Origin of the sequence: Streptomyces olivoverticillatus (genome assembly GCF_014203555.1) — a bacterium.
Lineage (GTDB): Bacteria > Actinomycetota > Actinomycetes > Streptomycetales > Streptomycetaceae > Streptomyces > Streptomyces olivoverticillatus.
Genome location: NZ_JACHJH010000001.1, coordinates 636,410 through 661,024, shown reverse-complemented (window position 1 = coordinate 661,024; position 24,615 = coordinate 636,410). Strand labels below are relative to the sequence as shown.

Sequence of the window (24,615 nt, the reverse complement as noted above, 5' to 3'; positions counted from 1 at the left end):
GGCGACCGCGCGCGGATTTCCGTCACAGGAACGAAACAGGAAACCGGCCGTACGTCTCCGTTTAAGCCGCGGGCGCGCGTCGCACCGAGCGGCCCGCCAGGACGTCTGTCCGGCGCCCGTCTTCCATCACAAAGCGTCCGGCAATCAGGACATAAGGAATGCCGGTCGGAAGTGCGCGAGGGGCTTCGAAAGTGGAGCCGGCGGCCACCGTGTCCGGATCGAAGAGAACGAGATCGGCACGGTATCCCTCCCGTACGAGACCCCGGTCCGGCAGCCTCAGCCGGGCCGCCGGGCGCGACGTGAGATGCGCCACGCACTCCTCCAGAGAGAGAACGCCCAGTTCACGGACGTACCGCCCGAGGTAGTGCGGAAATGTGCCGAAGGCGCGCGGGTGCGGCTTCGCGCCGTGCAGGATGCCGTCGCTGCCGCCCGTGTGCACCCGGTGTCGCATGATCGTGCGGACGTTCCCCTCGTCCCCGACGTGGTGCAGCATCGTCGTCCCCAGCCGGTCCTCGATCAGCAGTCGCCGGGCGGTGGCCCACGGCTCCTCGCCGCGCTCGCGGGCGGCGCGGGCGATGGTCTTCCCCGTATACGACGCCGCCAGGCCGGGCGTGGCGACCCCCGAGATCTCGACGGTCTCCCAGTCGACTCTCGTCCCGTGGCAGCCGTCCGACCCCTCCGCCTCCAGCGCGTGCCGGATGCGCGCGGCCGTCGCGTCGTCGCGCAGCCGCGCGAGCACCGCATCCGGTCCGCCCGCGCTCACCCAGCCCGGTAGGAGCGCGGCGAGTGTGGTGCAGCCGGGGGTGTAGGGGTAGGTGTCGAGGGTGATGTCGCAGCCCTCCGCGAGGGCCGAGTCCAGCAGGGCGAGCAGCTCGGGGGCGCGGCACGCGTTCTCGGGGAAGTTCATGACGGCGTGGGCCAGGTGCAGCGCGCAGCCCGCGCCGCGGGCGAGGGCGATCACCTCTCCGTACGCCCGGATCGCGCCCGCGCCGTACGAGCGGTGGTGCGGGCAGTAGTAGCCGCCGTAGCGGGCCACGACCCGGCACAGCTCGGTCAGTTCGGCGTCGTCGGCGTACATGCCGGGCGGGTAGGTGAGCCCGGAGGAGAGCCCTACGGCCCCCTGCTCCAGCCCCTCGGCCACCAGACGCCTCATGTGCCCGGTCTCGGCGGCGGTGGCGGGCCGGTCCTCCCACCCGACGGCGAGCATCCGGACCGTGCCCTGCGGGACGAGGTAGGCGGCGTTGACTGCGACGCCGCGGTCGAGGCGGTCCAGGTACTCGCCGACGGTCCGCCAGTCGAAGGCGACGTCGCGCCCGTCGCCGTTCCACCCGGTGATCCGGGTGCGCACCTCGTCGAGGGTGCGGTCGTCGACGGGCGCGTACGACAGGCCGTCCTGGCCGAGGACTTCGAGGGTGACGCCCTGTGCGGCCTTGGCCTCGTGGGCGGGGTCGGCGAGAAGGGCGAGGTCGCTGTGGGCGTGCATGTCGATGAAGCCGGGGCTCAGGGCGAGGCCTTGGGCGTCGATCACCCGGCGTCCGCTGGGCCTCTTGCCGCCGCCGCGGCCCTCGCGGCAGATGGCGGCGATCCGGCCTTCGGCCAGGCCGACGTCGGCACGGTAGGGCGGGGTCTCACCGGTGCCGTCGATGACGGTCGCGTTGCGCAACACGGTGTCCATGGTGGGGTTGTTCCCCGGGCCTGCCCTTTCACGTCCCCCTGGGCGGGGCCGGTGCTGCACGTAGAGCGAGGACGCGCTGGCCGCTGGGCGTACGTCGGGTGGGTGACCGGACGTAGAACGGGTGAGAGCGGATTGAGGCCCCGCGTGGTTGTCCGTCTCGGTGGAGTCGTAGCTGCGTCGCCCGCCGCTTTAGAGGTTGCGCAGGTAGGTGGTCTGGACGAGGCGGGTGGTCTTCACCGGGTCGTCGCACAGCGCGCAACGCTGGGTGGTCGCATCGCCGAGGCAGTCGGCGACGGCCTGGGCGGGGGCGGTAGCTGAAGAAGCGGCCGTGAAATCCGCTGGGCATCCATTCGACCCGGACCTACCATCGCGCGCATGACGACTAATCACGAGATACTCGAGGCCGCACTGGCCCGGATCACCGCCGGTTACGTTTTCCCCGAACAGGCAGCTGCCATCGATGCTGCGATCCGGCGCCAGCTGGCCGTGGGCGCATATCAGGGACTGGACGTACGGGAGTTGTGCAAGCGCGTCACGGACGACCTCCAGAAGGCATGTCCGGACGAGCATTTGCGGCTGTTGTGGACCGAGGAGCCGCAATCGATGGACGAGGAGCCGGAGGACGTCGCCCGTGCACGCTTCGCGCGGTACGCCCGGGAGAACAATTACGGCATCCGGCGGGTGGAGCAGCTCGACGACAATATCGGCTACCTCGACCTTCGCATGATCGCCCCCGCCGATCTGGGTGGTCCCGCGATCGGCGCCGCTATGCAACTGCTCGCTACCACCGAGGCGTTGGTCATCGACCTGCGGCAGTGTCGGGGCGGCTCACCGGAGGGCGTGCAGCTGTGGTGCAGCTACTTCTTCGCTGACGACGGGGTGCACCTCAATGACATCTACGAACGGACCACTGAGTTCACCCGCCAGTACTGGACCCTCGGGCACCTCGCCGCCCCGCGCTACCTGGACCGCCCGGTCACCGTGCTGACCAGCGACCTCACTTTCTCCGGTGGAGAGGAGCTGGCGTACAACCTGAAGGTGCTCAAGCGCGCCACTCTGATCGGCCAGACCACCCGAGGTGGCGCCCACCCTACGGACCGCATTCCGGTCGCCCCGCACGTCACAGTGACCGTCCCCACTGCCCGCTCGATCAACCCGGTCACTGGTACCAACTGGGAAGGCGTCGGTGTCGAGCCTGACCTGGCCGTCACGCCCGGGCGCGCGCTCAAAGCGGCACTGGAGCACCTGCGCACGCGGCTCGGCTGAGCAGCGACGCTCTATAGGACCGGAGAGACCTGTGCCTGTGCTGCCATCGTGACTGATCGAACAGCCCTGGGACCAATTCGCTGCCCTGTTGCCGCAGCGGCCGCCGTTCGAGCCGACCCACCCTCTGGCTGCCACCGGGCACGACGGGTCAGGCGACGGGTGGGAAAGCGTCCGACTGGACCTGGCCGATGAACGCCGACCAAGACTTGGTGCTGAAAGTTACCGTCGAACCGATGGAATTCTTGCTGTCACGCGTTTTCACCACCACGCCCAGGAAAGCAATCTCGACGCATTGGCCATTTCCGCTGCTGTAGGAGCTCTTTCGCCACTGACGCAATCAGGTTCGATGTATCATCCGGGCTCAGTGCCACGGCGCGGAGATTGTCGAAGATCGCGCCATACCGACGGACGTCCGCCTCGGCTTCGAGGAAAAGGTCGCCGGCCATGCTGTCGATGTAGATGATTTCTGGGTCCTCGACGTCGGGGAAGCTCATGAGCACGAACGATCCAGGCATGCCCGCGTGTGCCCCGGCGCTGAACGGGATGACCTGTAGTGTCATATGCGGCTCAGAGGCTGCCGCTATCAGGTGTTGCATCTGTTCGTGCATGACCTCGGGACCGCCTACTGTGCGTCGTAGGGCTGCCTCGTCCATGATGGCCCACAAGTTGAGTGGATCGGCCTTGCCCAGGACCACTTGACGTTCGACCCGCGCCTGTACCCGTTGCTCGATTTCTCTCGCGCTTGCCATCGGCAGCACGCCTTTGATCACCGCGCGTGCGTAGTCCTCTGTCTGCAACAAACCGGGGATGAAGAGGCTTTCGTAGTTGCGAACAGCGCATGCCTCGGCCTCAAAGCTGATGTATGCAGTGCATTCCTCGGGCAGTTCACTGTGATATGGGCGTAGTCAGCCCTGTGAGCTGGCACCCTTCGACAGCGCCACAATCTCGCCACGCTGTTTCTCGCCGACTCTGTACAGATTGAGTAGCGCCGTCAACGTCCGCTGCTGCGGTCGGACTCGTGCTGTCTCGATCCTGTACAAGGTCGCTGTGTTGAGCCCTGTCTGCTCTGTGACGTCGTCCCTGGTCAACCCTGTGCCCTTGCGCAGCCGACGCAGCTCGCCGGCCAAGCGCCGTAGGCGAACCGTAGGCATCTTCTGTCCGGCAACTACCTCTACTGCAAGACCAGTTCGCACATGCACGCTATGCATTCTCATGTCTTGCAAGTGACAGGGATGCGGGTGCATGCTGTGCACTCAGTCGCCACGCGTCACGCCGTCGTCACTGAATGGTGATCTTGGGTGCTGCGACAGGCCCACGACAAACCCCGGCGGTCGTCCTACCGACCCCGGGGCGTGGCCAACGCTGGAAGGAGTGCCGACCAGCACGCCTCTGCGCGCTTGCCGCAATGCCATTGCAGCTATGGACAGTTGACTCCCATGTGGAGGGGCAGTGAGTACGTACTAGGGCGTGTCCGATGGGTCGGCACAGGCCCCGCGACTCCCCCAGCTACCGCTGGGAGGTGCCCCCAGCACGGCACCTCGCCGCGTTGTCGCATAACCCGGGTACGCCCAGTACGCGGGTCATGCTCCCCCAGCTACCGCTGGGAGGTGCCCCCCAGCACCAGACGCCGCGGGACCAGCGCTGACCCATCGGACACGCCCTAGTGCCCACGCCGCACGGGCTCAACATCGTGCGCCAACCCCACGCCGGGGAGGCGGACCAGTGAGCATCGACCCGCGGATCGTCATCGGCTGCTACGCCGTCGACCCCGTCTGGTACAAGGTCGGCCAGGTCATGGCCGTCAACGGAGACCGCATCCGGCTCCAGCCCCTCCTCGGTGGGCCGGAGTGGGACGCACTGCCGGCATACGTTCGGCCTGCGACACCCGGCGAAGTGATGATGGCCAAGCCCAAGGCCACAAACGCCGAATCAAGGAAGGGCGGGCGACTATGACGAGGTAGTCACCCTCCCCGCGAACTGCCGAGGCCCCCGCCGGCAACGGCGGGGGCCTCTTCACATCTAATCAAGCCGGATTGCGCCCGCTCAGAAGAACGTCCGGACGTAATCCGTCACCGTGCCGTCCCCCGCCACCAGCGGGATCAGCGGCCACTTCTCGAAGACCGTGCACGGGTGGGACAGGCCCAGGCCCACCCAGTCGCCGACCTCCAGTTCCGCGTCCTCGTCGAGGGTCAGGAACGCGTGCTGGTCCGCCAGGGCCGTCACCGTCATGCCCTTTGCCTGCCGCACCGAGCCGTCGCGGGCGGAGCGGATGAGCTGGGGCTCGGGGAGGTCCAGGTCGTAGGAGACGTCGCGCTTGCCCGCGTTGAGGTACGCCCGGCCCGGCTCGGGGCGCGAGACGCACTGGGCCCACAGTCGCAGCGCGGGCCGCAGTTCGCCCTCCTCCGGGTGCCGGTTGAAGGGCGTCTTGCGGCGGTACTGGCCGTCGTCGTGCGTGACGTACGCGCCGGAACGCAGCAGCTTGAGCACCGGTGCCGACAGCGGCGGCAGGGCCGCGAAGGCCTCGGCGACCGCGTCGAACCACGCGCTGCCGCCCGCGCTGACGACGATCTCGGGGACGCCGGCGAAGCGGCCCGCCTTGTCGTAGGCGACGGCCAGCCCGGTCAGCCGGTCCAGCCAGGCGCGTACGGACTCCTCGTCCGCACCCGGGATCTCCGCCTCGTAACCGGCGAAGCCCACCAGCCGCAGGGTGCTCGTGGCGGCCACCGCGTCGGCGACGGCCTCGCAGCCCTCCTCCGTCCGTACGCCCGTACGGCCGCCGGCCGCGCCGAGCTCGATGACGACGTTCAGCGGGCGGGAGGCGCCGGCCTCGCGCAGGGCGGCGTCCATCAGCTCCACGCCGCGCACCGAGTCGACGTAAGTGACGAGATGGAACTCCGGGTCGGCGGCCAGCTCGGCGGCGAGCCAGCGCAGCGCGGCCGCGTCGACGACCTCGTTGGCGAGGAAGATCCGGCGCACCCCGAAGGCGCGGTAGACCCGGACCTGGCTGGGCATGGCGGCGGTGATGCCCCAGGCCCCGTGCTCCAGCTGGCGTTCGAGCAGCTGCGGCGCCAGCGTCGTCTTGCCGTGCGGGGCGAAGGCGAGGCCGCGCTCGCCGGCCCAGCGCTCCATCACGGCGAGGTTGTGGTCCAGGGCCTCGGCCGACAGCGTGAGCACCGGCGTGATGAAGCCCCCGGCGAACAGCGACCGCCGCTGCGCGGCCAGCGCCCCGACGGTCAGGCCTTCGGCATCCGGAGGCAGACCCTTGAAACGGTGGTCGAGCCGTTCCTGGGCGAGAGCGGCGACGGGGCCGGTACCCATGGAGCCTCCAATGGTTCGTTGTGCGGCGAGCGCACCGTGCGTTCGGAACAGGTCCAAACGTACGCATCGCGCATTACGGGACGGCATCGGAGGCCCACGGGGACTGTTACGAAGCGGAGCCGCTGCAGTACTGCTGTTCCTTGCCGATCGACCGGTACATGCAGTCGGCGTTCTCCAGCAGCTGCAGGACGGCTTCGCGGTTGCGGGCCGTCTCGCGGTCGATCACCGAGCCGGGCGGGTAGAAGCCGCCGCCCGTGCCGCTGGCGTCCGGGTACATCTCGAAGGTGTAGGCGAAGACTTTCTGGTTCCCCCACAGCCAGTCGTCGATCGACCCGTCGGTGATGTAGAGGTCGCTGGACTGCTCGGGCGTGTAGCCGTTGCTGGCAGCCATGGATTTGCCGACGGCGGCGAAGGCGTCGCGGTCGTCCTGGGTCATGCCGGGGGCGGTGTCGGAGTACGTCCAGCCGAACGGCCAGAGCACCAGTTCGCTGTAGGTGTGGAAGTCGATGGCGGCCTTGATCCGCTGCTTGCCGTCGACGACGCGGCTGCGGACGAAGTCGGCGACGACCTTCACCTCGGGTGCCGAGGCGGGGCCGGAGCCGCGGTAGGTCTCGGAGCCGGTGCTGCCCGAGGAGCCGCCGCAGCAGCCCCACTTGTAGTCCCAGTTGCGGTTGAGGTCGGTGCCGCGGTTGTTCGAGCCGGCGTTGGGCTGGCGGTTCTTGCGCCAGCTGCGGTACGTGCCGGTGGCGATGTCGTATTCGCCCCCGTCGGGGTTGACGTCGGGCACGATCCAGATCACCCGGCTGTCGATCAGCTTGGTGACCCTCGGGTCGGTGCCGTACTCGGTGCCGAACTCCTTGAGGAGGTAGAGCGCCATCTCCACGGTCAGGTGCTCGCGCGCGTGCTGGTGGTGGGTGAAGAGGACCTCCGGCTTGGCGGCGGCGGTCCTCACCGCGTCGTTGGCGACCCTGACGGCGACGATGTCCCGGCCCTCGTAGGACTTGCCGATCACTTGCTTGCTCATCAGGGACGGGTGGGCGGCGATGTCGGCGTCGATCTCCGCCGTCGCCTCGGCGTAGGTGTGGTACTGCTCGTCGCCGGGCGGGAAGTCGAAGGGCGACCGTGCTTTGTCGTCACTGCCGTCGCTGCGGTCGGGAGGGCCTGGCAGCCGGGTGACCCGGTAGCCCATGCGGCGGATGCGTTCGGCCTGCGCGCCGTCCGCGGTGATCGTCACGGAGCGGGGGCGGACGGCGTCGACGGAGGCGCCGGTCGCGGCGACGGCCGTGCGCTGAGCCGCGGTTCTCGGCCCGGAGACCTCGTACGAGGCGGTCGGCGGGGCCGCCTGGCCCGCACCGCGCGGCGCCGCGGGCGAGGCCATGGCCAGGGTCAGCAGGGCGGCGAGGGCGCCGGTCGCCCAAGTATTGCGGGAGAGCCGTCCGGTGGGGGACGAGCGGAATCGCGGTCGCATGCGGTCCTCCTGAGGGGTCCGGTCAGTGCGACGGATGAGGGGGGTGAGCCTCCCCAGTGTTCGAGCGATGACATGAGCAGGTCAAGCGCCACCGTATGGGTGAATCAAGCCAACTTCTTCATAACTTCGGACCGGTTGATTGCCGCCCCGCCTCACCGGAACCAACAATGCACACGTCAAAACCGCGGCACTTCAGAACTGAGAGGACCACCCCCCCATGAGACGACCTCTCGTCGGTGCGCTCACGACCGTGCTCCTGACCGGAGCAACCGTCGGCGTCGGCACGACCACCGCGACGGCGGCCCCGCAGGGCAGGGTCAAGGCCGTCGACTTCGCGGGAACGGTCGCGCTCAGCAACTGTTCCGGCTCGCTCATCCGGATGCCCTCCTCGGCCGACGGCGACCCCGCCCTGGTGATGACCAACGGCCACTGCCTGGAGACCGGCTTCCCGGGCCCCGGCGAGGTCATCACCGACCAGCCGTCCTCCCGTACGTTCAGCCTGCTCAACTCCTCGGCGGGCAAGGTCGCCACGCTGCGTGCCGTCAAGGTCTCGTACGCGACGATGACCGACACCGACGTCACGCTGTACCAGCTGAACACCACCTACGCGCAGATCAAGCAGCGCTACGGGATCAGCGCCCTGAGCCTGTCGGCCGACCACCCGGCCGCCGGGAGCGCCATCAAGGTCGTGTCCGGCTACTGGAAGAAGATCTACTCCTGCAACGCGGACGGCTTCGTCTACCGGCTGCAGGAGGGCGACTGGACGTGGAAGGACTCGCTGCGCTACACGCCGTCCTGCAACACGATAGGCGGCACCTCCGGCTCGCCCGTGATCGACGTGAACACCGGCAAGGTCGTCGCCATCAACAACACGGGCAACGAGAACGGCGAGCGGTGCACGGAGAACAACCCGTGCGAGGTCGACGAGAACGGCCAGGTCACGGTGCGGCAGGGCATCAACTACGCCGAGGAGACGTACGGCATCGCCAAGTGCGTCGCGCCCGGCAACAAGATCGACCTGAGCCTGCCCGGCTGTGACCTCCCCAAGCCGACCGAAGAGGCGGCGGCGCGCAGCTAGGCCTCCCGCCGGGCGGGCTGCTTCTCGGCCCGCCCGGCGCATGAGGGCTACGGCAGCCCGTGCACGTGCGGCCCCACCCCCTCCGACCAGGCGTCGCCCGCACTCGCGTCCCAGTTGGTCGACCACGTCATCGCCCCGCGGATGCCCGGATACGTCCTCGCGGGCTTGAACGAGCCGCAGCCCGTGCCCTTCGCCAGGCAGTCGAGAGCGTTGTTGACGACCGACGGCGCGACGTAGCCGCTGCCCGCGCCGCGCGGGGACGCGGGCAGGCCCAGGCCCACCTGCCCCGGGTCGAGGCCGCCTTCCAGCTGGATGCAGGCGAGTGCGGTGAGGAAGTCCACCGAGCCCTGGCCGTAGACGTTGCCGTCGCAGCCGTTCATCGAACCGCTGTTGTAGAACTGCGTGTTGACGACCGTCAGGATGTCCTTGATGTTGAGCGCGGTCCTGAAGTAGCCGGCCGACGTCGACTGCATGTCGATGGTCTGCGGCGCCATGGTGATGACCAGCTTGCCGCCCGCCTTCGCCGACAGGGACCGCAGGGCCTGTGTCATATAGGTGGGGTCGAGCCCGTTCTCCAGGTCGATGTCGACTCCGTTGAAACCGTACTTCTGCATCAACGCGTAGGCGCTGTCGGCGAAGTTGGCGGCGGACGCCGCATCGTTGACGCTCACCGTGCCCTTCTCGCCGCCGATGGAGACGACCACCGACTTGCCCTGCGCCTGCTTGGCCGCGATGTCGGCCTTGAACTGTTCCTCGGTGTAGTGCAGCGCCGGGTCGAGGGTGAAGTCCACGGCGCCGGGCGTGGTCGTGGCGTCGGCGAAGGCGACGGCGATGATGTCGTACTGGCTCTGCACGTCGCTGATCTTCTGCACCGTCGCGCCGTTGTCGAAGTTCTGCCAGTAGCCGGTGAGCGCGTGCTCGGGGATGCTCGGGGTGCCGGCGGTCGTGGTGGCGGTGACGGCCTGGACCTTGGCGCCGTCCGCCGCGCGGGCGGTGCCCGGGCCGGCGCTGAGCGCGGCAAGGCTTCCGGCCGCGAGCGCGACAGCCGCGGAAACGCCGCCGAACCGGCGTCTGGACATGCGGAATCCGTTGCGACGAGGACGTTCCACTACTGCCTCCGGTGGGAAGGGAGTTGGAGCGGTGATGGGGGGTGTTGCGGGGGTACTTTGGGGGGTATTCATCGACAGCGGCGGCCGCCCGCCGTACGCACGTACGGGGGCCGCCGCACGCGCGTCAAAGATGGTCCAGACCAATACGTCCGTCAAGGGTTCGCGAGACGGTATCGATGCGACCGCCGAAGCCCCCGAGGCCGGAGTGAACGGGGAAGCCGACGTGCCGATTGCGATCGCGGTCACCAGCTCCGACCTGGTGCTGCCGCCGCCCGGTGGCCCGGTCCCCGCTGCCGCCGTCCTCCAGCCTCCGCACGCCCAGCCGTTGGAGACCGCCGTCACCCAGGCCGGCATCCTGCTCGACCAGTGCGGCCACCTCGTCGTGCTCTACCCGGACTCCCTCCCCGCCCCCTATGTACAGCGCCTGCACGCCGTGCGGTCCCTCCTGGAGAGCGACCGCGTGGCCCTGCTGCCCATGAGGCTTCCGCCGCTCGCCGTGGCCGTACTGGCCCGGCAGTTACGGCAGTTGTCCGTCTCCGACCTCACCCCGGGCATCCTCGCCTCCGCCGCCCGGCTGCTCGCGCACTACATCCACGCGGGCGCCGAGGTGGCCACCGTCAGCCGCCTCGACCGGGGCGTGGAGGTCGGCCTCGGCGGCCACCTCGCCTCCTACCTGCCCGGCGCCCGCTTCGCCGTGCTCGTCAACCCCGCGCCGCAGCTCATCCGCATCAAGGACGCCGAACCCCCCGGCGGCCCCGGCTTCGCCACCCGCCTGACCGTCGCCCGCGGCAAACCGGGCCGCAGCGAGGACTGGGTCACCGGCACCCTCGCCCCCCACTGGCGGGTCCAGGGCATCCAGGAGATCCAGCCGCTGCCGGCCGACTCCCGGCGCTGGTGGGGCACCCCCCGGGCCGTCGAATTCGCCGCCGCCATCCCCGACCCCTCCGTGCTCTACCAGCTCGTCGCCTCCGTACGGCGCGAGGAGTGCCGGTGGTGCGGGCTCGAACTCATCGGCGACCGCTGCGGCTTCTGCTCCGCGCCCGTCACCCGGGACGGCGGCGGCAGGCACGCCCTGGACCCGCCCGTACGGGCCGCCGCCCCGGCCGGCCGCTGAACCCCACCCCGGCTTTCGTCCCCCGAACGAGGTTCGCCGCCCCATGAATTCACGCCAGCGCCGCGGGATCATCCTGCTGCTCCTGTCGGTCCTCTGCGCCGTCGGCGCGGCCGCCGGAGTGCTCGCGGTCATCGACGACGCCGAGTCCAAGGTCGGCCCCGAGACCACCGCCTACCGGCTGAAGTCCGACGTCCCCGCCTACCGGGACCTGGACGGGGAGACGGACGCGTTCGAGAAGGTCTCCATGCCCAGGCGCTGGCTTCCCGCCACCGCCGTCACCGACCTCGCCGCCGTCCGCGGCAAGATCGCGGTGACCCCGTTGCACAAGGGGTCGCTGCTGCAGAACGACATGATCGTCGCCCGGCCCGCCCTCCAGCCCGGAAAGCAGGAGATCGCCATCATGATCGACGCGGCCACGGGCGTCGCGGGCAAGATCGACCCCGGGGCGAGGGTCAACATCTACGCCACCTTCGACGGCAAGGAGCAGGGCGCCAAGCCCGTCTCCAAGGTCATCGTCAGCGGAGCCCAGGTGATGAACGTCGGCAAGCTCACCCCCTTCGACCGCGACGGCGGCTCCGGCCGCCCCGCCTCCACGGGCACCCGGCAGGCGGGCGAGGCAGTGCCCATCACCTTCGCCCTCGACACCAAGGACGCCCAGCGCGTCGCCTACGCCGAGTCCTTCGCCACCCACGTCCGGCTCGCCCTCGTCGCCCCCGGCGGTGACGACGGCGTCGGCAGCGGCGACCGCACCTACACCCTCGACGGCGACAAGTAGCCCGCCGCCCGAGCGGCCCCCGGCAGTCGGCAAGCAGACGAGCAGAGACAGAGGCAGGGCCACGGTGACGATCAGAATCCTCCCGGCCATCGGCGATGCGGACACGGCCCGCGCCGTCGACGGGCTGCTCGGCCGGCTCCCCGGCGCGCACCCGCTGCAGACCGCGGGCGACTCCGCCCGGCTGCTGGACACGCTCGCCGTGCTGGCCGCCGCCTCCGTCGCGGAACTGCCCGAAGTCGTGCTCGTCCACGAGCGGATCGGGCCCACGCCCGCCCTCGAACTCATCCGCGAGATCGCCCTGCGCTTCCCGGCCACGGGCGTCATCCTGCTCAGCGCCGACGCCGGACCCGCCCTCTACGCCGCCGCCATGGACTGCGGCGCCCGCGGCCTCGCCGCCCTGCCGCCCTCCGCCGAGGAGCTGGCCACCCGCATCCAGGCCGCCGCCCACTGGGCCACCGGCGTCCGACGGCACCTGGGCCGCGCGGAGGAGACGGCCCCGGCGGGCGGCGGGCCCGGCGGACGGCTCGTCGCCGTCGTCGGCGCCAAGGGCGGCGTCGGCACGACCGTCACCGCCGTCCACCTCGCGCTCGCCGCGAGCGCCGCCGGACGCGCGGTCGCCCTCGTCGACATGGACCTCCAGTCCGGCGACGTGGCCTCCTATCTGGACGTACAGTTCCGCCGGTCCATCGCCGACCTGGCCGGCATCAACGACATCTCGCCCCGCGTCCTGCAGGACGCCGTCTTCCCCCACCCCACCGGGCTCGGCCTGCTCCTGGCCCCCGCCGAGGGCGAGCGCGGCGAGGAGATCGGCGACCTCACCTCCCGGCAGATCACCGCCGCCCTGCGCGAGCGCTACGAACTGGTCGTCGTCGACTGCGGCACCCAGATCACGGCGGCGGGCGCGGCGGTCATCGAAACGGCGGACACGGCCCTGCTCGTCACCACGCCCGACGTGGTGTCCGTACGGGCCGCCAAACGCATGGTCCGGCTCTGGGAACGGCTGCAGATCCGCAAGGCGGAGGAGACGACGACCGTGGTCAACCGGCACACCCGCACCGCAGAGGTGCAACCCTCCCTCGTGGCCCGCACGACCGGCACAAAGGCGGCCCGCACGACCGTGCCGGCCGCCTACAAGGAACTGCGCGGCGCCGTGGACTCCGGCCGCATGCAGGACCTCGACGCCAAGTCCGGGGTCCGGCAGGCGCTGTGGGCGCTGGCGGGCGAACTCGGCCTGGCCGCGCCCCCGGGCCCCGGCGGCAGGCCCCCGCGAGGCGGCCCCGCACACGCCGGGCCCGCCGACCGGCCCTCCCTCACCGGGCTGCGGCGCCGCCGTGCCATAGGGGGAGGACCCGCGGACACCTCCGGCGGCACCGGGCCGGACCAGCTGGCGCCGGTGCCGAGCATGCGCCCCGGCACGCCGCTCGCCCGGTTCCGCAAGCGCGGCGGGGGCGACCGGGGGCAGATCGCCGTGGAGTTCGCGGGGGTGCTGCCGATGATCCTGGTGACGCTGGCCGTGGTCTGGCAGTGCGTCCTGGTCGGCTACACCTACTCCCTCGCCGGGCACGCGGCCGACAAGGGGGCGCGGGCCGGAGCCGTGGGGCGCGACTGCGCGGCGGCAGCGCGCGCGGACCTGCCGAGCTCCTGGCGGGCGGAGCCAGACTGTGGCACGGACGGCGGGGTCTACCGGGCGAGCGTCCGCATGGAGGTCCCGGTCCTCTTCCCCGGCAGCGTCAACTGGCCCTGGTCCGTGGAGAGCACGGCCGGCGCGGCCCGGGAGGACTGAGCCGTGCCGCTAGGGCGTGTCCGGTGGGTCGGTGCGGGTCCCGCGGCGTCTGGCGCGGTGCATCGCAAGGCGGAGCATGACCCGCGTACTGGGCGTACTTGGGTTATGCGACAACGCGGCGAGGTGCCGTGCGAGGCGTCGCGGGGCCTGTGCCGACCCACCGGACACGCCCTGGGGACGTCCCCGGCCGGACGGCCCCGCACGGCGCGGACGGGCGAGGGCGCGCGGCGCAGGCAGGGCCCCGACCGCGGTTCCGTCTCCGTCGAATTCCTCGGCTTCCTGCCGCTCCTGCTGCTCCTCGCGCTCGGCGCCGTCCACCTCGGCCTGGCCGCGTTCGCCGCGCAGCAGGCCGGCACCGGGGCGCGGGCCGCCGCCCGGACCGCCACCCTCGACCTGCCGGAGACCGGGCCCGCCGCCGCGGGGCGCGCGGCCATGACGGGCTGGGTCGCCGGGCGCGCCGCGGTCGACGCACCGGCCTGCGCCGCCGCCGGCGGCAGCGTCACCGCCACCGTCACCGTCTCCGTGCCGGCCCTGATCCCCGGCACCGGATTCGACGTCACCCGGCGGGCCACCATGGCCTGCCCCTCCGCGAGGAGCGCGCCGTGAGCCTGCGCGCGCGCCTGAACGCGCCCGACGCGCCCGACGGCGGCCGGGAGCCCGGCCACCTCGTGCCCGTCTACCGGGCGCGGCTGCTGGAGGAGATCGACCTCGCCGAGATGTCCGCGCTCTCCGCGGACGAGCGCCGCTCCCGCCTGGAGCGGGTGCTCGGCCACATCATCAGCCGCGAGGGCCCCGTCCTCTCCACCGCCGAGCGCGACCGGCTCATCCGCCGCGTCGTCGACGAGGCGCTCGGCCTGGGCGTCCTCGAACCGCTCCTCGAAGACCCCACCGTCACCGAGATCATGGTCAACGGCCCCGACCGGGTCTACGTCGAGCGCGCGGGCCGCGTCGAGCCCGTCCCCGTCCGCTTCGCCTCCCACGAGCAGCTGATGCAGACCATCGAGCGCATCGTCTCCACCGTCAACCGCCGGGTGGACGAGTCGAATCCGATGGTCGACGCCCGGCTGCCCGGTGGCGAGCGCGTCAACGTGATCATCCCGCCGCTCGCGCTGGACGGCGCGACCCTGACCATCCGCCGCTTCCCCCGCGTCTACACCCTGCACGAGCTGATCGGCACGGGCACCCTGGACGAGCACATGCTGATGCTCCTCGGCGCGCTCGTCCGGGCGAAGTTCAACGTCGTGGTCTCCGGGCCGACGGGCGCGGGCAAGACCACGCTCCTCAACGCCCTCTCCGGGCTGATCCCGGAGGGCGAGCGCATCATCACCGTCGAGGACGCCGCCGAGCTGCAGCTCCAGCAGCCGCACGTCATCCGCCTCGAATCCCGGCCGCCCAACGTCGAGGGCAAGGGCCGCATCACCATCCGCGACCTCGTCCGCAACTCCCTGCGCATGCGCCCCGACCGCATCATCGTCGGCGAGGTCCGCGGCGGGGAGACCCTCGACATGCTGCAGGCGATGTCCACCGGCCACGACGGCTCCCTCGCCACCGTGCACGCCAACAGCGCCGAGGATGCCCTGATGCGGCTGCGCACCCTGGCCTCCATGTCCGAGGTGAAGATCCCCTACGAGGCGCTGCGCGACCAGATCAACAGCGCGGTCGACTGCCTCGTCCAGCTCACCCGGCACGCCGACGGCTCCCGCCGCATCACCGAGATCGCCCTGCTGGACAGCGGCGGCGACAGCGCCTACCGGGACCGGGGCGAGGGCCACCGCCTCGTCACCGTCTGCCGCTTCGACGCGGCTCCGGTGGGCCCGGACCGCATCGTGCACGGCGCCTTCGCGCACTTTCCCCTCCCTCCGCGGGCCGCGGAGCGGCTGCGGCTCGCGGGCGAACCGGTGCCCGCGGCCTTCGGCGTCGCCGCGTCCCCCGGCGAGCTCACCACCCGAGAGGCCAGACAGAGGTAACGGCACATGGACCAACTCGCACTCCTGACCATCGGCGCCACCCTGCTGTGCGGGGCGCTGGGCATCGCGGGCGTACGGGCGTACATCACCGGCAGGGACCGGCACCAGGCGCTCGTCGACCGCCTCTCCGACACCCCGCCGCTGCCCCCGGTGGGGCGCACCCGCTACTTCCGGCGCACCGACCGGTGGCTGCGCGCCACCCGCGCGGGCGCGCGCCTGGAGCGGCGGATCGCCTCGACGGGCCTGGACGTGACCGTGGGGGAGTTCGCGGTGTGCACGGTGGCGGCGGCCGCGGGCCTGTGGCTGGTGGCGGCGGCCTTCCTCGCGCCGTTCTTCGGGCCGCCGGCGGGCGTCGTCGCAGTTTGCTTTGCGCACGCCTTCCTTGGCCGGCAGCGCCGCAAGCGCATCGAGCGGTTCATCGGCCAACTCCCGGAGCTCTCCCGCATCCTGGCCAACGCCACCCAGGCCGGTCTCGCCCTCCGTACGGCCCTGGGCCTGGCCGCCGACGAGATGGAGGCCCCGGCGGGCGAGGAGCTCGCCAGGGTCGCCGACCGGCTGGCCGTCGGCCACTCGGTCGAGGAGGCCCTCGGCGAACTTGCCGACCGGCTTCCCTCCCGCGAACTGGTCGTCCTGGTGACGACCCTGGTGCTGTCCAACCGTGCGGGCGGCACGGTCGTCAGCTCGCTGCGCAATCTGACGGTCACCTTGGAGGAGCGCAAGGAGACCCGGCGGGAGGTGCGCACACAGCTGTCCCAGGTGACGGTGACTGCGTACGTCGTCCCGCTGATGGGCGTCGGCACGCTGCTGCTGATGGACCGCATCGCGCCCGGGTCGCTGGAGCGGATGACCGGCAGCTGGCCGGGACAGCTGGCGGTGATCGCGGCCTTCTGTCTGTACGGGCTCGGGTTCTTCTTCATCCGCCGTATGTCGAAGATCGACGTCTGAGAAGTCCCCTGAACTCCTGAGAAGTCTTGAGAAGGGTGTGGCGCACATGGGATGGGCGGCACTGCTGCTGGCCCTGGCGGCCGGGGCGTCCGTCGCGGGCGTCTGTTACGGCATCGCCCTCTGCCGCAGCGAGGCCAAGCTGCCGCCGGACCTGGCGCTGGCCCTGGAGGTCGGCGCGACGCGCACGACGGCGGTGGGCTCGGCCGTGGACCGGCTCGGCATGCGGTACGCGCCGCTGGTGCTGCGGCTGATGGGGGAGAAGCGGGTGGCGAAGGTCCGCAGGCGGATCGACCGCGCGGGCAACCCCGGCGGCCTGACGGTCGACCGGTACGCGGCCCGGCGCGCCGTCTACGGGATGCTGGGCTTCGGCGGCGCGCTGGTGATGCTGGCCAAGGGGCAGCTGCCGGCCGCGCTGCTGCTGGTGGCGTTCGGGCTGTTCTGGATCGAGGTCGGCATCTGGGCGGCGGTGCGCGAGCGCCGGGACGCCATCGAGCGCACGCTGCCGGACTTCCTCGACGTGCTGGCCGTGGTGGTCAGCGCCGGGCTGGGCTTCCGGCAGGCCCTGGACCGGGTTGCCGAGCACTACGAGGGCCCGTGGGCGGACGAGCTGCGCATCACCCTGCGCCAGCTGGACATGGGCGTCAGCCGCCGCCAGGCCTTCGACGGCCTGCGCAAACGCAACGACTCCGAGCAGGTGGCCCAGTTCGTGACGGCGCTGCAGCAGGGCGAGGAGCTGGGCACCCCCATCGTCGACACGCTGATCGAGATCGCCACGGACATGCGGCGCACGGACGCCCAGCGGGCGCGGCGGCGCGCCGCGCGGGCGGTGCCGAAGGCGACGATGGTCATCACGACCTTCATGGTGCCGGGCACGATGATCCTGTTGATCGCGGGGTTCTTCCTGGGCTCGGGGATGGACTTCGGCTCGTTCACCGGGCGTTGAGCAAACGGGCGTTGAGCAAAGAGCCTTCGCGCCTGCAATCGGATGTGGGACAGTCGACGGACGGTCTTCGTTTCCGGGCCCGGCGGGTCGCCGTGGTGGAGCGGGGGTGAATTCATGGGCCGTCAGGTGTGTCAACTCCCTTGTGGGGGAAGAGAATGCAGCCGCGCACACTGTCGTGTCACTGCTGTTCCGGCGTACGTTTCTCGTGCCGCGAACGGCATCACGGGAACTCACCCGCCGGGCCTCTCCGGCCCGGCCGTCGCCCTTGGAGGGGAAGACGATGCGGACGCTGGGCAAGCGTTTACGGGCAGACGACCGGGGTCAGACGTCCGTCGAGTACCTGGGGATCATCGCCGTCGTCGTGGCGATCATCCTGGTGCTGACGACCACCGACTTCGGGACGATGATCGCCACGGCCATCACCAACCAGATCCAAAAGATCACCGGGTGAGCCGAGCCGTCCGCGCCCGCCGCCGCACAGGCGACGCCGGACAGGCGTTCCCGCTCTACATCACGGCGGTGGCGGCCCTGCTCTTCCTCGCCCTGGCCTTCTTCGCGGTGGGCCGGGCGGGGGCCACGAGGAACGGCGCCCAGACCGCGGCGGACGCCGCCGCCCTGGCCGCCGCGCAGGACTACCGCGACCAACTGCTGACCGGCTTCCTCGCGGCCCTCGGCCCGCGGCCCGGCACGGGCGGCGGCTGGCAGGACTGGCTCGCGGGCCTGGGCGCCGACCGCGGCACCGCCTGCCGGGCCGCCGCCTCGTACGCGGGGCTCAATGACGCCCAGCCGGAGCTCACTTGCGACCAGGGCGAGGAGCCCGGCTCGTTCCGCGTCACCGTCACCTCGGAGAAGGCGGTGGGCCGCTCCGTCGTACCCGCCACGGAGAACCGGCACGCGAAGGCGTCGGCGAAGGCCGTCGTCGCACCGCGCTGTACGCCCGGGGCGCAGCCGACACCGACGCCGACACCACCGCCCTCGTCGCCGGCACCGCCGTCCGCCACCCCCGGACCGCAGCCCTCCGGCCCGGATGCCGGGCAGCCCGCCGCCGTCACCCTCCTGTGCGACGGCAAGGCGCTGACCGTCGACCCGCGGCTTCCCGGGGCCGCGGTCCGGGCCGCCGACCTCTTCGCCGTCCACCTCACCGACTGACCGCCGCCCGACCAGCAAAGGAAGCCAGCCCATGAGCTCTCGGCACACGACGGCGGTCCGCAGGGGGACGGCCGGCGCGGCCCTCGCGGCCCTCATAACCCTCGCCGTCGCGGGCTGCGGTGGCGGCGGCGACGGCGGGGACAAGGGTGAGGACAAGAAGCAGATCTCCGTGGACTCCCGGACGGGGAAGAAGCCGGCGTCCTCCACCCCGGCGGGGCCCGAGCCCCGGCCCAGCGCGACGATCGGCGAGATCAAGGGGACGGACGGCGTGGTCGTCACCCTCACCTCCGCCGTCCGGGACAAGGGCGGCTTCGTCACGGTGAGCGGCGTCCTCGCCAACCGGGGCGAGAAGCCCTTCACGTCGCTGACCTGGCGGTCGAAGGAGACGGAGATGAAGTCGCAGTCGTCGGTCTCGGGTGCCTCCCTCGTCGACGAGGCGGGCAAGAAGCGCTATCTCGTCCTGCGGGACACCGACGGGGAGTGCCTGTGCACGACGGGCCTGGTGGGCATCCGGCCGGGGGAGAGCCGGGCGGTCTTCGCCCAGTTCCCCGCGCCCCCGGCCGAGGTCACCGACGTCTCCTTCCAACTGCCCACCATGCCCGCCGTCCACATCAAGATTTCGGGGTGAGGACCCCATGCCGACGCACCGGACCCGATGCGGCACGGCCCTGGCCGCGGCCGCGGTGACCGCCGTCCTCGTCCTGTCCGCCGGTGCTCCCGCCCGTGCGCAGGGCGGCCCCGGCACCGCCGACACCACACCCCCCGTCAAGACCGACGCCTCCGCCTCCGGCCTCAGGCTCCGCCCCGGCGCCAAGCTCGCCCCCGGCCGCGTCCTGGACATCAAGTCCGTCGTCGAGACCGACGGCGGCAACGAGCGCCGCGAGGACACCAACGTCGACGTCACCTTCGCCCTCCAGGCCGAGGTCCTCTTCGACAAGGACAGCGCGCACCTGGGCGGCGCGGCCACCGACCGGATCCGGGTGATCGCCGAGGAGGCGAGGAAACAGCACGCGGCGAAGCTGCGCATCTTCGGCTTCACCGACAACCTGGGCTCGGCCGACCACGGCGTCGCCCTGTCGAAGGACCGCGCCAACGCCGTCCAGCGGCAACTGGCCCAGGACCTGGGCTCGTCCGCCGTCGCCTATGAGATCCGCGGCTACGGCGAGGACTATCCGATCGCCGACAACGCGACGGAGGACGGCCGCAGGAAGAACCGGCGGGTGGAGGTCAGCTTCCCGCGCGGCAAGGGGTGAGCACCCGGCCGGCACCGCGAGGCGGCACCGGCGGGGCACAGGTGGTCACTCGGCGATGTGGCGGGCGGCGACGACCCGGTCGACGGTGGCCCGCACCAGGTATTCGCCGGGTACGGAGTTGCGCAGCCCGTACGCCTCGGCCCGGTCGGCGCCCATGTACCGACCGCCGATGCGGGTGGCCCAGGCGCGCAGCACCTCGGGGTCGTCGGTGAACTCGGCCGTGCACTCCAGCATGACGTAGCTGTAGGGCGGCTCCTGGTCGTCGATACACAGGGAGAAGCGCCCATCGCGGCGCAGCGCCTTGTACTTGAGCGACTCGTGCCACGTGGTGAAGACGACGCGGACGGGTCCGCCTGCGTCGTCGACCTCGTCGAGGAGGAACCAGACCGGGGTGACGTGCGGTCGGCCGTCTTTGCGGTTCGTGGCCAGTTTGCCGGTGCGGGTGCCGGAGAGGACGAAGGATCGCCATTCGTCCTCGGTCATGGGCTGCATGAATATCCTTGTCTGGGCGGCGGGATGCGCTACTGGGCGTCGAGGGTTTCGAGGGTCTCGTGCAGCCAGGCGAGTTCCGTCTCCGAGGTGGCCTTGGCGATGGTGAGGACGCCGCGCCGGAACGGGTCCTCGACGTCCGCGATCCTCAGCGGGCGGTCGCCGCTGTAGAAGAAGCTGCTCGGCTCCTGGAGGAAGGCGAGCCGCCTGCGCAGCACGTCGGCCTGCGCCTTGGGGTCCGGCAGGTGCCGCAGGAAGGCGAGGAGCGTGAACCAGCGGTTCTCGTCGGTGATGAACGGGTCGTCGGGCTTGCGCAGTTGGGACAGCAGCGCCTGCCTGCCCTCCTCGGTCAGGCTGAGCATGTGCCGGGGCGCAGCCGCCACGCCGGGCTGCGACTCCCGGACCAGCAGGCCGGCCTTCTCCATGCGCTTGATGGCCGGATACAGCGTGCCGTGGCTGATCGCGCGGACGTGGCCGGTCAGCTTGGCGATGCGGGTGCGCAGCTCGTAGCCGTGCAGCGGCTCTTCGTAGAGGAAGCCCAGGGTGGCGAGATCCAACATGCTTGACATGGTCGGACAGCATAGGGCTAGAGTTGGGCATAGGTCGATACGACTCATGGCGTAGTCGACATACATAGATGACGATGCCTGGCTTGCTGCGTGTCTCTTTCATCCGCGGATCCGGGCAAGGAGGTACAGCCTTGTCGGCCTCATCCATGCCGCAGACCACCGGGAGCGCACCCAACGGAGTGTTAGGTTCCGGTGTGGCGGCTCCGTCGGCGTTCCCCGTCGCGGTGCTCGCGGCACTCTCGCTCTCGGTCTTCGCCCTGTGCTCGGCCGAGTTCGCTCTGATCGGCCTGCTGCTCAACGTCTCGGACGACCTGCACGTCTCGGTGGCGAGCGCCGGACAGCTGCTGAGCGCCTATGCCATCGCCGTCGCGATCGGCGGCCCGATCGTGACCGTCGCGACCGCGCGCGTCGCCCCCAAGCTGCTGGCGCTGGTGCTGCTGCTGGTCTTCGCCGTGGCGAACGTCCTCGGCGCCCTCGCGCCGTCCTTCTCCCTCCTGATGGGGGCGCGCACCCTCGGGGCGCTGACCCACAGCACCTTCGCGGCGGTGTGCATCCTCATCGCCGTGCGGCTCTCGCCGCCCGCCCGGCAGGCCTCCGCCATCGCCTGGGTGGCCGGCGGCCTCGGGCTCGCCACCGTGCTGGGCGGCCCCATCGGCACCGCCATCGGCGAACAGTGGGGCTGGCGCGCCACGTTCTGGTGCGTGGCGGGCGCCGCCGTGGTGGGCATCGCGGCCCTGGCCCTGCTCGTACCCGGCAATCTGGACCGCGGCGAGGCGGAGTCGATGCGCAGCGAACTCGGCATCCTGCGCCGCCCGCAGGTGTTGTGCGCGCTGGCGGTCACCGCCGTGTCGCAGGGCGGGTGGTTCCTCCTCTACAGCTACATCTCGCCGCTGCTGCAGAACGTGACCGGCTTCGGGGCGGGGATCGCGACGGTCCTGCTGTTCGTCTTCGGGTTCGGCGGCTTCGTCGGCAACGCCCTGGGCGGCAAGCTGGCCGACCGCACCCTGCGCGGCACCCTCGCGAGCATGCTCGTCCTGCTCGCCGTCACCCTGCTGGTGCTCAGCCTCACCGCCGAGTCCAAGGTCGTGGTGCCGGTCGCGGTCTTCCTGATCGGGCTCGCCTCCGGTGCGCTGGTGCCGCCGCTGCAGTCCTGGGTGCTGGGCGCGGCGGGCGGCGGTTCGGCGCTGGCCCTGGCCGCCAACACCTCGGCCTTCAACCTGGGCAACGCGCTGGGTTCCTGGTCCGGTTCGCAGTTCCTGGACGGGGGGACGGACGTGACCGCGCTGGCCTGGATCGGGGCGATCGTCGTGGTGGTCGCCCTCGCCGGGACGCTCGCGGCCCTCGCCGGCCGCCGCAAGAACGGCGCCCCGTCCGACTGAGCGCCCCCCCCGAGAACGCGGGCCTGTGCGGAGACCCCCGCTCCGTGCAGGCCCGCTCTGCGTTACCCGCCGCGCCGCCCGTGAGGAGACCCCGTGCCGAAGCAGTTCCGTTCCGAGCAGACCCGCCAGGCCCTGATCCTGGCGGCGGCGGAGCTGTTCGACCGGCACGGCTACGGGTCCACGAGCGTCAACGACATCCTCGACCACGCGGCGTCGTCCAAGGGGGCCATGTACTTCCACTTCACGGGGAAGGAAGAGCTGGCGCACGCCGTGGTCGAGGAGCAGCACCGGCTGTGGATGGCGCACGCCGGCCTGCTCGCCCGGGCCGAGGGGTCCGGGCTGGAGCTGTTGCTGAGGCTGTCGCGCGAACTGGCCGAACTGCTGCTGAACCACGTGGTGGTGCGCGCCGGCGTCCGGCTCGTCCTCGAGAACGCCGCCTTCCGCGGCTGTGCCTCGGACATCCACCGGGACTGGGTGGCCCACGTCGCCGGTCTACTGGAGCGCGCTCGTGATCAGCACGAACTGCGGGCAGACGTACGGCCCGAGCTGCTCGCCCGGGTCTTCGTCGGCGCCTACACGGGCGTCCAGGTGATCACGCACACCCTGGCGGCGGGGCTGGTGCCGCAGTTGGGCGAGATGTGGGAGGCGCTGCTGCCGGGGGTCGTCCACCCGCGCAAGCTCGCGCACTTCCGGGCCTGCGCCAGGGCGCTGCACTGTGACGGCTTCGGCGGCATTCGTCCGCTGTGACCGGGGGCAACGACGCCCGCAGGAGCATCTGAGTCTCCAACGCGCCCAAGGCGCCCGTCACTTCGCACCGTTCCCCCGTGAACCGCACGGACCGTCCCCCTCGCAGTGAAGTTGTACGTTGCAGCTAGATATTCGTACCACACGGTCTGAATTGGCTCCCAGGCTCTTTACGCCGTCTTGGTGTTCAACTGATCTTCTGCTTCTGGCAAAGCCGAAAGGCTCGGATCTGCCCCACTTTGGGCAGTGGGGCCTTCGTAGATGCACAGGATCAAACCGGGGTGAATCCATCGCGTAAGTCGAATCGATCTATGTCTGTTGACAAGGGCGATCGGTTTGGTTTTAGTGAGATCACGGCAGAGGCCGGAGCCGGAACCCCCGGGGACCGGCCCCTGACGGCACGCAACTCACCCGCATCCAGCGGCCATCGAGGCGCGCCGTCACGACCAAGCCCTTCCAGATCTCCAATGCCATCCCGTCCGGCGCCCGCGAGGTGCGCTCGGCGAGTCCCTTGGCGCGGCAGGACGAAGAGGAGCAACACGTGCGGTTCGGCAACGACTTATCGATCCGAGCTGTCGGTACCTGGTTCCCCGAAACCAGCGAAACCTCAGCTCAGGCCATGGACGAAGGACGCCTGGACATCAAGTCGGCACAGCGCATCGGCGTCCGCGCCCTGCCCGTCTCCGACGTCCCGGCCCCCGACATGGCGGTACGGGCGGCACGTACTGCACTTGAACGAGCCGCCTGGCGACCGGACGACGTCGACCTGCTGATCCACACCTGGCTCTACTACCAGGGCCACGAACTCTGGTCGCCTCCGCACTACATCGCCAACCAGCTCGGCGCCACCGACTGCCTGCCGCTCGCCATCCACCAGGGCTGCGACGGCGGAGCGCTCGCCCTCTACGACGCGGCGCTGCGGCTGCAGGCGGACCCCACGGTCTCCAAGGCCCTGGTGACTTCCTCCGACCGCTACGTCCGCCCCGGCATCGACCGCTGGAACTCCTACCCCTCGATGGGCCTGGGCGACGCCGCCGCCGCGATCCTCCTGCACCGCGATCCGCAGCCCGACGACGCCTTCTTCCTCCGCTCGCTGAACACCGTCTCCGACGTCGAGCTGGAAGTCGTCCTGCGCGGCCACGCCCCCCTCAACTCCGTACCCCTGGAACCGGGCATGCCCGTCGACGCCGTCACCGCCGCCCGCCAGGCCACCGCCGACATGGGCAAGGGCGTCTTCGACGAGATCGCCCGCACCCGCATCCGCACCGTCCTGCACGACACCCTGCGCGACGCCGGCGTGCAGAGCGACGACCCCCGCCTGCGCTGCCTCGTCCTGCCGCGCGTCGGCGCCCGCACCCTCGACGCCCAGTACCTGCCCGTGCTCGAAGACGTCCTCAAGTGCGAGCACCTGCGCTTCGACGACCACACCGGCCACCTCGGCTGCAGCGACTGGGGAGCCGACCTCGACGACCTGGTCGAGCAGCAGATCCTCGCCCCCGGCGAGATGGCCGTCCTCATCGGCGCGGGCGGCGGCTTCACCTGGGTCGGCGCCGTCGTCCAGGCCCCCGGCACCGACAGCTGACGAGAAGGG

Annotated in this window: 25 protein-coding genes and 2 pseudogenes; 18 read left to right on the top strand and 9 right to left on the bottom strand. The window is 71.1% G+C overall.

Translation table 11 applies throughout. From position 1 onward, the window contains the following. Positions 1-61: 61 nt before the first annotated feature. Positions 62-1,675, bottom strand: coding sequence for an N-acyl-D-amino-acid deacylase family protein (locus FHS39_RS03035; protein ID WP_184346155.1), 1,614 nt, complete (start codon positions 1,673-1,675; stop codon positions 62-64). A gap of 375 nt (positions 1,676-2,050) precedes the next feature. Between FHS39_RS03035 and FHS39_RS03030 the strand changes: the two genes are divergently transcribed. Together FHS39_RS03030 and FHS39_RS25930 are read left to right on the top strand one after the other, a co-directional pair. Beyond that, entirely contained in the window at positions 2,051-2,941 is an 891-nt protein-coding gene (locus tag FHS39_RS03030; RefSeq protein WP_184346154.1) for a S41 family peptidase, read from the top strand. Positions 2,942-2,993: 52 nt separating this feature from the next. Beyond that, positions 2,994-3,085, top strand: a pseudogene (locus FHS39_RS25930) (IS5/IS1182 family transposase); the annotation flags it as partial. 4 nt (positions 3,086-3,089) lie between these two features. Here FHS39_RS25930 and FHS39_RS25230 read toward each other — a convergent pair. Genes FHS39_RS25230 through FHS39_RS25225 form a run of 3 tightly spaced genes read right to left on the bottom strand, consistent with a single transcriptional unit; the run spans position 3,090 to position 4,092 of the window. Further along, positions 3,090-3,278: a DUF397 domain-containing protein gene (locus tag FHS39_RS25230; RefSeq protein ID WP_246469774.1), complete on the bottom strand. Its 189-nt coding sequence runs from the start codon at positions 3,276-3,278 to the stop codon at positions 3,090-3,092. After that, positions 3,190-3,801, bottom strand: a complete 612-nt coding sequence (locus FHS39_RS03020; protein WP_343069370.1) for a DUF5753 domain-containing protein — start codon at positions 3,799-3,801, stop codon at positions 3,190-3,192. The genes FHS39_RS25230 and FHS39_RS03020 overlap by 89 nt, the downstream gene beginning before the upstream one ends. A gap of 45 nt (positions 3,802-3,846) precedes the next feature. After that, complete coding sequence (locus FHS39_RS25225) at positions 3,847-4,092, bottom strand: helix-turn-helix domain-containing protein (RefSeq protein WP_246469925.1); 246 nt, start codon at positions 4,090-4,092, stop codon at positions 3,847-3,849. Positions 4,093-4,663: 571 nt separating this feature from the next. Here FHS39_RS25225 and FHS39_RS03015 point away from each other — a divergent pair. After that, on the top strand, positions 4,664-4,894 hold the full coding sequence (locus tag FHS39_RS03015) for a hypothetical protein (protein WP_221462275.1): 231 nt from the start codon (positions 4,664-4,666) through the stop codon (positions 4,892-4,894). Positions 4,895-4,984: 90 nt separating this feature from the next. Here the strand turns inward: FHS39_RS03015 and FHS39_RS03010 are convergent, their stop codons facing one another. Next, positions 4,985-6,259 carry an amino acid deaminase gene (locus FHS39_RS03010; RefSeq protein WP_184346153.1) on the bottom strand — a complete coding sequence of 425 codons (1,275 nt, stop codon included), beginning with the start codon at positions 6,257-6,259 and terminating at the stop codon, positions 4,985-4,987. A gap of 106 nt (positions 6,260-6,365) precedes the next feature. Continuing rightward, complete coding sequence (locus FHS39_RS03005; protein ID WP_184346152.1) at positions 6,366-7,727, bottom strand: M14 family metallopeptidase; 1,362 nt, start codon at positions 7,725-7,727, stop codon at positions 6,366-6,368. A gap of 217 nt (positions 7,728-7,944) precedes the next feature. On the opposite strand from FHS39_RS03005, the gene FHS39_RS03000 reads away from it, so the two are divergent. Beyond that, positions 7,945-8,805, top strand: a complete 861-nt coding sequence (locus FHS39_RS03000) for a trypsin-like serine peptidase (RefSeq protein WP_184346151.1) — start codon at positions 7,945-7,947, stop codon at positions 8,803-8,805. A gap of 47 nt (positions 8,806-8,852) precedes the next feature. On the opposite strand, the pseudogene FHS39_RS02995 reads toward FHS39_RS03000, so the two are convergent. Continuing rightward, positions 8,853-9,773: pseudogene (locus FHS39_RS02995) on the bottom strand (chitinase); the annotation flags it as partial. 364 nt (positions 9,774-10,137) lie between these two features. Between FHS39_RS02995 and FHS39_RS02990 the strand changes: the two are divergent. From FHS39_RS02990 to FHS39_RS02940, 11 genes are all read left to right on the top strand, one after another. Then, positions 10,138-11,028: a hypothetical protein gene (locus FHS39_RS02990; protein WP_184346150.1), complete on the top strand. Its 891-nt coding sequence runs from the start codon at positions 10,138-10,140 to the stop codon at positions 11,026-11,028. A 43-nt stretch (positions 11,029-11,071) separates the two neighbouring features. Beyond that, the gene (gene cpaB / locus FHS39_RS02985; RefSeq protein WP_184346149.1) at positions 11,072-11,803 is read left to right on the top strand and encodes a Flp pilus assembly protein CpaB; all 732 of its coding nucleotides are present in this window, start codon (positions 11,072-11,074) and stop codon (positions 11,801-11,803) included. Positions 11,804-11,867: 64 nt separating this feature from the next. Continuing rightward, complete coding sequence (locus FHS39_RS02980) at positions 11,868-13,586, top strand: nucleotide-binding protein (RefSeq protein ID WP_184346148.1); 1,719 nt, start codon at positions 11,868-11,870, stop codon at positions 13,584-13,586. 105 nt (positions 13,587-13,691) lie between these two features. Then, on the top strand, positions 13,692-14,192 hold the full coding sequence (locus FHS39_RS02975; protein ID WP_184346147.1) for a TadE/TadG family type IV pilus assembly protein: 501 nt from the start codon (positions 13,692-13,694) through the stop codon (positions 14,190-14,192). Further along, the gene (locus FHS39_RS02970; protein ID WP_184346146.1) at positions 14,189-15,553 is read left to right on the top strand and encodes an ATPase, T2SS/T4P/T4SS family; all 1,365 of its coding nucleotides are present in this window, start codon (positions 14,189-14,191) and stop codon (positions 15,551-15,553) included. The genes FHS39_RS02975 and FHS39_RS02970 overlap by 4 nt, the downstream gene beginning before the upstream one ends. Before the next feature lie 6 nt (positions 15,554-15,559). Then, the gene (locus FHS39_RS02965) at positions 15,560-16,498 is read left to right on the top strand and encodes a type II secretion system F family protein (RefSeq protein ID WP_184346145.1); all 939 of its coding nucleotides are present in this window, start codon (positions 15,560-15,562) and stop codon (positions 16,496-16,498) included. Between the two features lie 46 nt (positions 16,499-16,544). Continuing rightward, entirely contained in the window at positions 16,545-17,441 is an 897-nt protein-coding gene (locus tag FHS39_RS02960; protein ID WP_184346144.1) for a DUF5936 domain-containing protein, read from the top strand. A 280-nt stretch (positions 17,442-17,721) separates the two neighbouring features. Further along, the gene (locus FHS39_RS02955) at positions 17,722-17,892 is read left to right on the top strand and encodes a Flp family type IVb pilin (RefSeq protein ID WP_184346143.1); all 171 of its coding nucleotides are present in this window, start codon (positions 17,722-17,724) and stop codon (positions 17,890-17,892) included. Next, complete coding sequence (locus FHS39_RS02950) at positions 17,889-18,590, top strand: pilus assembly protein TadG-related protein (protein ID WP_184346142.1); 702 nt, start codon at positions 17,889-17,891, stop codon at positions 18,588-18,590. The genes FHS39_RS02955 and FHS39_RS02950 overlap by 4 nt, the downstream gene beginning before the upstream one ends. Positions 18,591-18,621: 31 nt before the next feature. Continuing rightward, positions 18,622-19,218 carry a hypothetical protein gene (locus tag FHS39_RS02945; protein ID WP_184346141.1) on the top strand — a complete coding sequence of 199 codons (597 nt, stop codon included), beginning with the start codon at positions 18,622-18,624 and terminating at the stop codon, positions 19,216-19,218. 7 nt (positions 19,219-19,225) lie between these two features. Then, a complete protein-coding gene (locus tag FHS39_RS02940; protein ID WP_184346140.1) occupies positions 19,226-19,843 on the top strand; it encodes an OmpA family protein in 618 nt (205 codons plus the stop codon). A gap of 45 nt (positions 19,844-19,888) precedes the next feature. Here the strand turns inward: FHS39_RS02940 and FHS39_RS02935 are convergent, their stop codons facing one another. Both FHS39_RS02935 and FHS39_RS02930 read right to left on the bottom strand, forming a co-directional pair. Beyond that, positions 19,889-20,335: a PPOX class F420-dependent oxidoreductase gene (locus FHS39_RS02935; protein ID WP_246469770.1), complete on the bottom strand. Its 447-nt coding sequence runs from the start codon at positions 20,333-20,335 to the stop codon at positions 19,889-19,891. A gap of 29 nt (positions 20,336-20,364) precedes the next feature. After that, entirely contained in the window at positions 20,365-20,892 is a 528-nt protein-coding gene (locus FHS39_RS02930) for a PadR family transcriptional regulator (protein WP_184346705.1), read from the bottom strand. Positions 20,893-21,032: 140 nt separating this feature from the next. Here FHS39_RS02930 and FHS39_RS02925 point away from each other — a divergent pair, with 140 nt between their 5' ends. From FHS39_RS02925 to FHS39_RS02915, 3 genes are all read left to right on the top strand, one after another. Then, the gene (locus FHS39_RS02925; protein WP_184346139.1) at positions 21,033-22,280 is read left to right on the top strand and encodes an MFS transporter; all 1,248 of its coding nucleotides are present in this window, start codon (positions 21,033-21,035) and stop codon (positions 22,278-22,280) included. A 93-nt stretch (positions 22,281-22,373) separates the two neighbouring features. Then, on the top strand, positions 22,374-23,027 hold the full coding sequence (locus FHS39_RS02920) for a ScbR family autoregulator-binding transcription factor (protein WP_184346138.1): 654 nt from the start codon (positions 22,374-22,376) through the stop codon (positions 23,025-23,027). A gap of 616 nt (positions 23,028-23,643) precedes the next feature. Beyond that, positions 23,644-24,606 (top strand): ketoacyl-ACP synthase III family protein, encoded by a 963-nt coding sequence (locus FHS39_RS02915; RefSeq protein ID WP_184346137.1) that lies wholly within the window; start codon positions 23,644-23,646, stop codon positions 24,604-24,606. The last annotated feature ends 9 nt before the right edge of the window (positions 24,607-24,615 follow it).

Coding starts and splice junctions, on each gene's coding strand:
- FHS39_RS02945 (WP_184346141.1), top strand. CDS start 18,622: ATGAGCTCTCGGCACACGACGGCGGTCCGCAGGGGGACGGCCGGCGCG.
- FHS39_RS03000 (WP_184346151.1), top strand. CDS start 7,945: ATGAGACGACCTCTCGTCGGTGCGCTCACGACCGTGCTCCTGACCGGA.
- cpaB (WP_184346149.1), top strand. CDS start 11,072: ATGAATTCACGCCAGCGCCGCGGGATCATCCTGCTGCTCCTGTCGGTC.
- FHS39_RS03005 (WP_184346152.1), bottom strand. CDS start 7,727: ATGCGACCGCGATTCCGCTCGTCCCCCACCGGACGGCTCTCCCGCAAT.
- FHS39_RS02965 (WP_184346145.1), top strand. CDS start 15,560: ATGGACCAACTCGCACTCCTGACCATCGGCGCCACCCTGCTGTGCGGG.
- FHS39_RS02940 (WP_184346140.1), top strand. CDS start 19,226: ATGCCGACGCACCGGACCCGATGCGGCACGGCCCTGGCCGCGGCCGCG.
- FHS39_RS02930 (WP_184346705.1), bottom strand. CDS start 20,892: ATGTTGGATCTCGCCACCCTGGGCTTCCTCTACGAAGAGCCGCTGCAC.
- FHS39_RS02955 (WP_184346143.1), top strand. CDS start 17,722: ATGCGGACGCTGGGCAAGCGTTTACGGGCAGACGACCGGGGTCAGACG.
- FHS39_RS03010 (WP_184346153.1), bottom strand. CDS start 6,259: ATGGGTACCGGCCCCGTCGCCGCTCTCGCCCAGGAACGGCTCGACCAC.
- FHS39_RS02915 (WP_184346137.1), top strand. CDS start 23,644: ATGGACGAAGGACGCCTGGACATCAAGTCGGCACAGCGCATCGGCGTC.
- FHS39_RS02935 (WP_246469770.1), bottom strand. CDS start 20,335: ATGCAGCCCATGACCGAGGACGAATGGCGATCCTTCGTCCTCTCCGGC.
- FHS39_RS02960 (WP_184346144.1), top strand. CDS start 16,545: ATGGGATGGGCGGCACTGCTGCTGGCCCTGGCGGCCGGGGCGTCCGTC.
- FHS39_RS25225 (WP_246469925.1), bottom strand. CDS start 4,092: ATGCCTACGGTTCGCCTACGGCGCTTGGCCGGCGAGCTGCGTCGGCTG.
- FHS39_RS02975 (WP_184346147.1), top strand. CDS start 13,692: ATGCGACAACGCGGCGAGGTGCCGTGCGAGGCGTCGCGGGGCCTGTGC.
- FHS39_RS03035 (WP_184346155.1), bottom strand. CDS start 1,675: ATGGACACCGTGTTGCGCAACGCGACCGTCATCGACGGCACCGGTGAG.
- FHS39_RS03030 (WP_184346154.1), top strand. CDS start 2,051: ATGACGACTAATCACGAGATACTCGAGGCCGCACTGGCCCGGATCACC.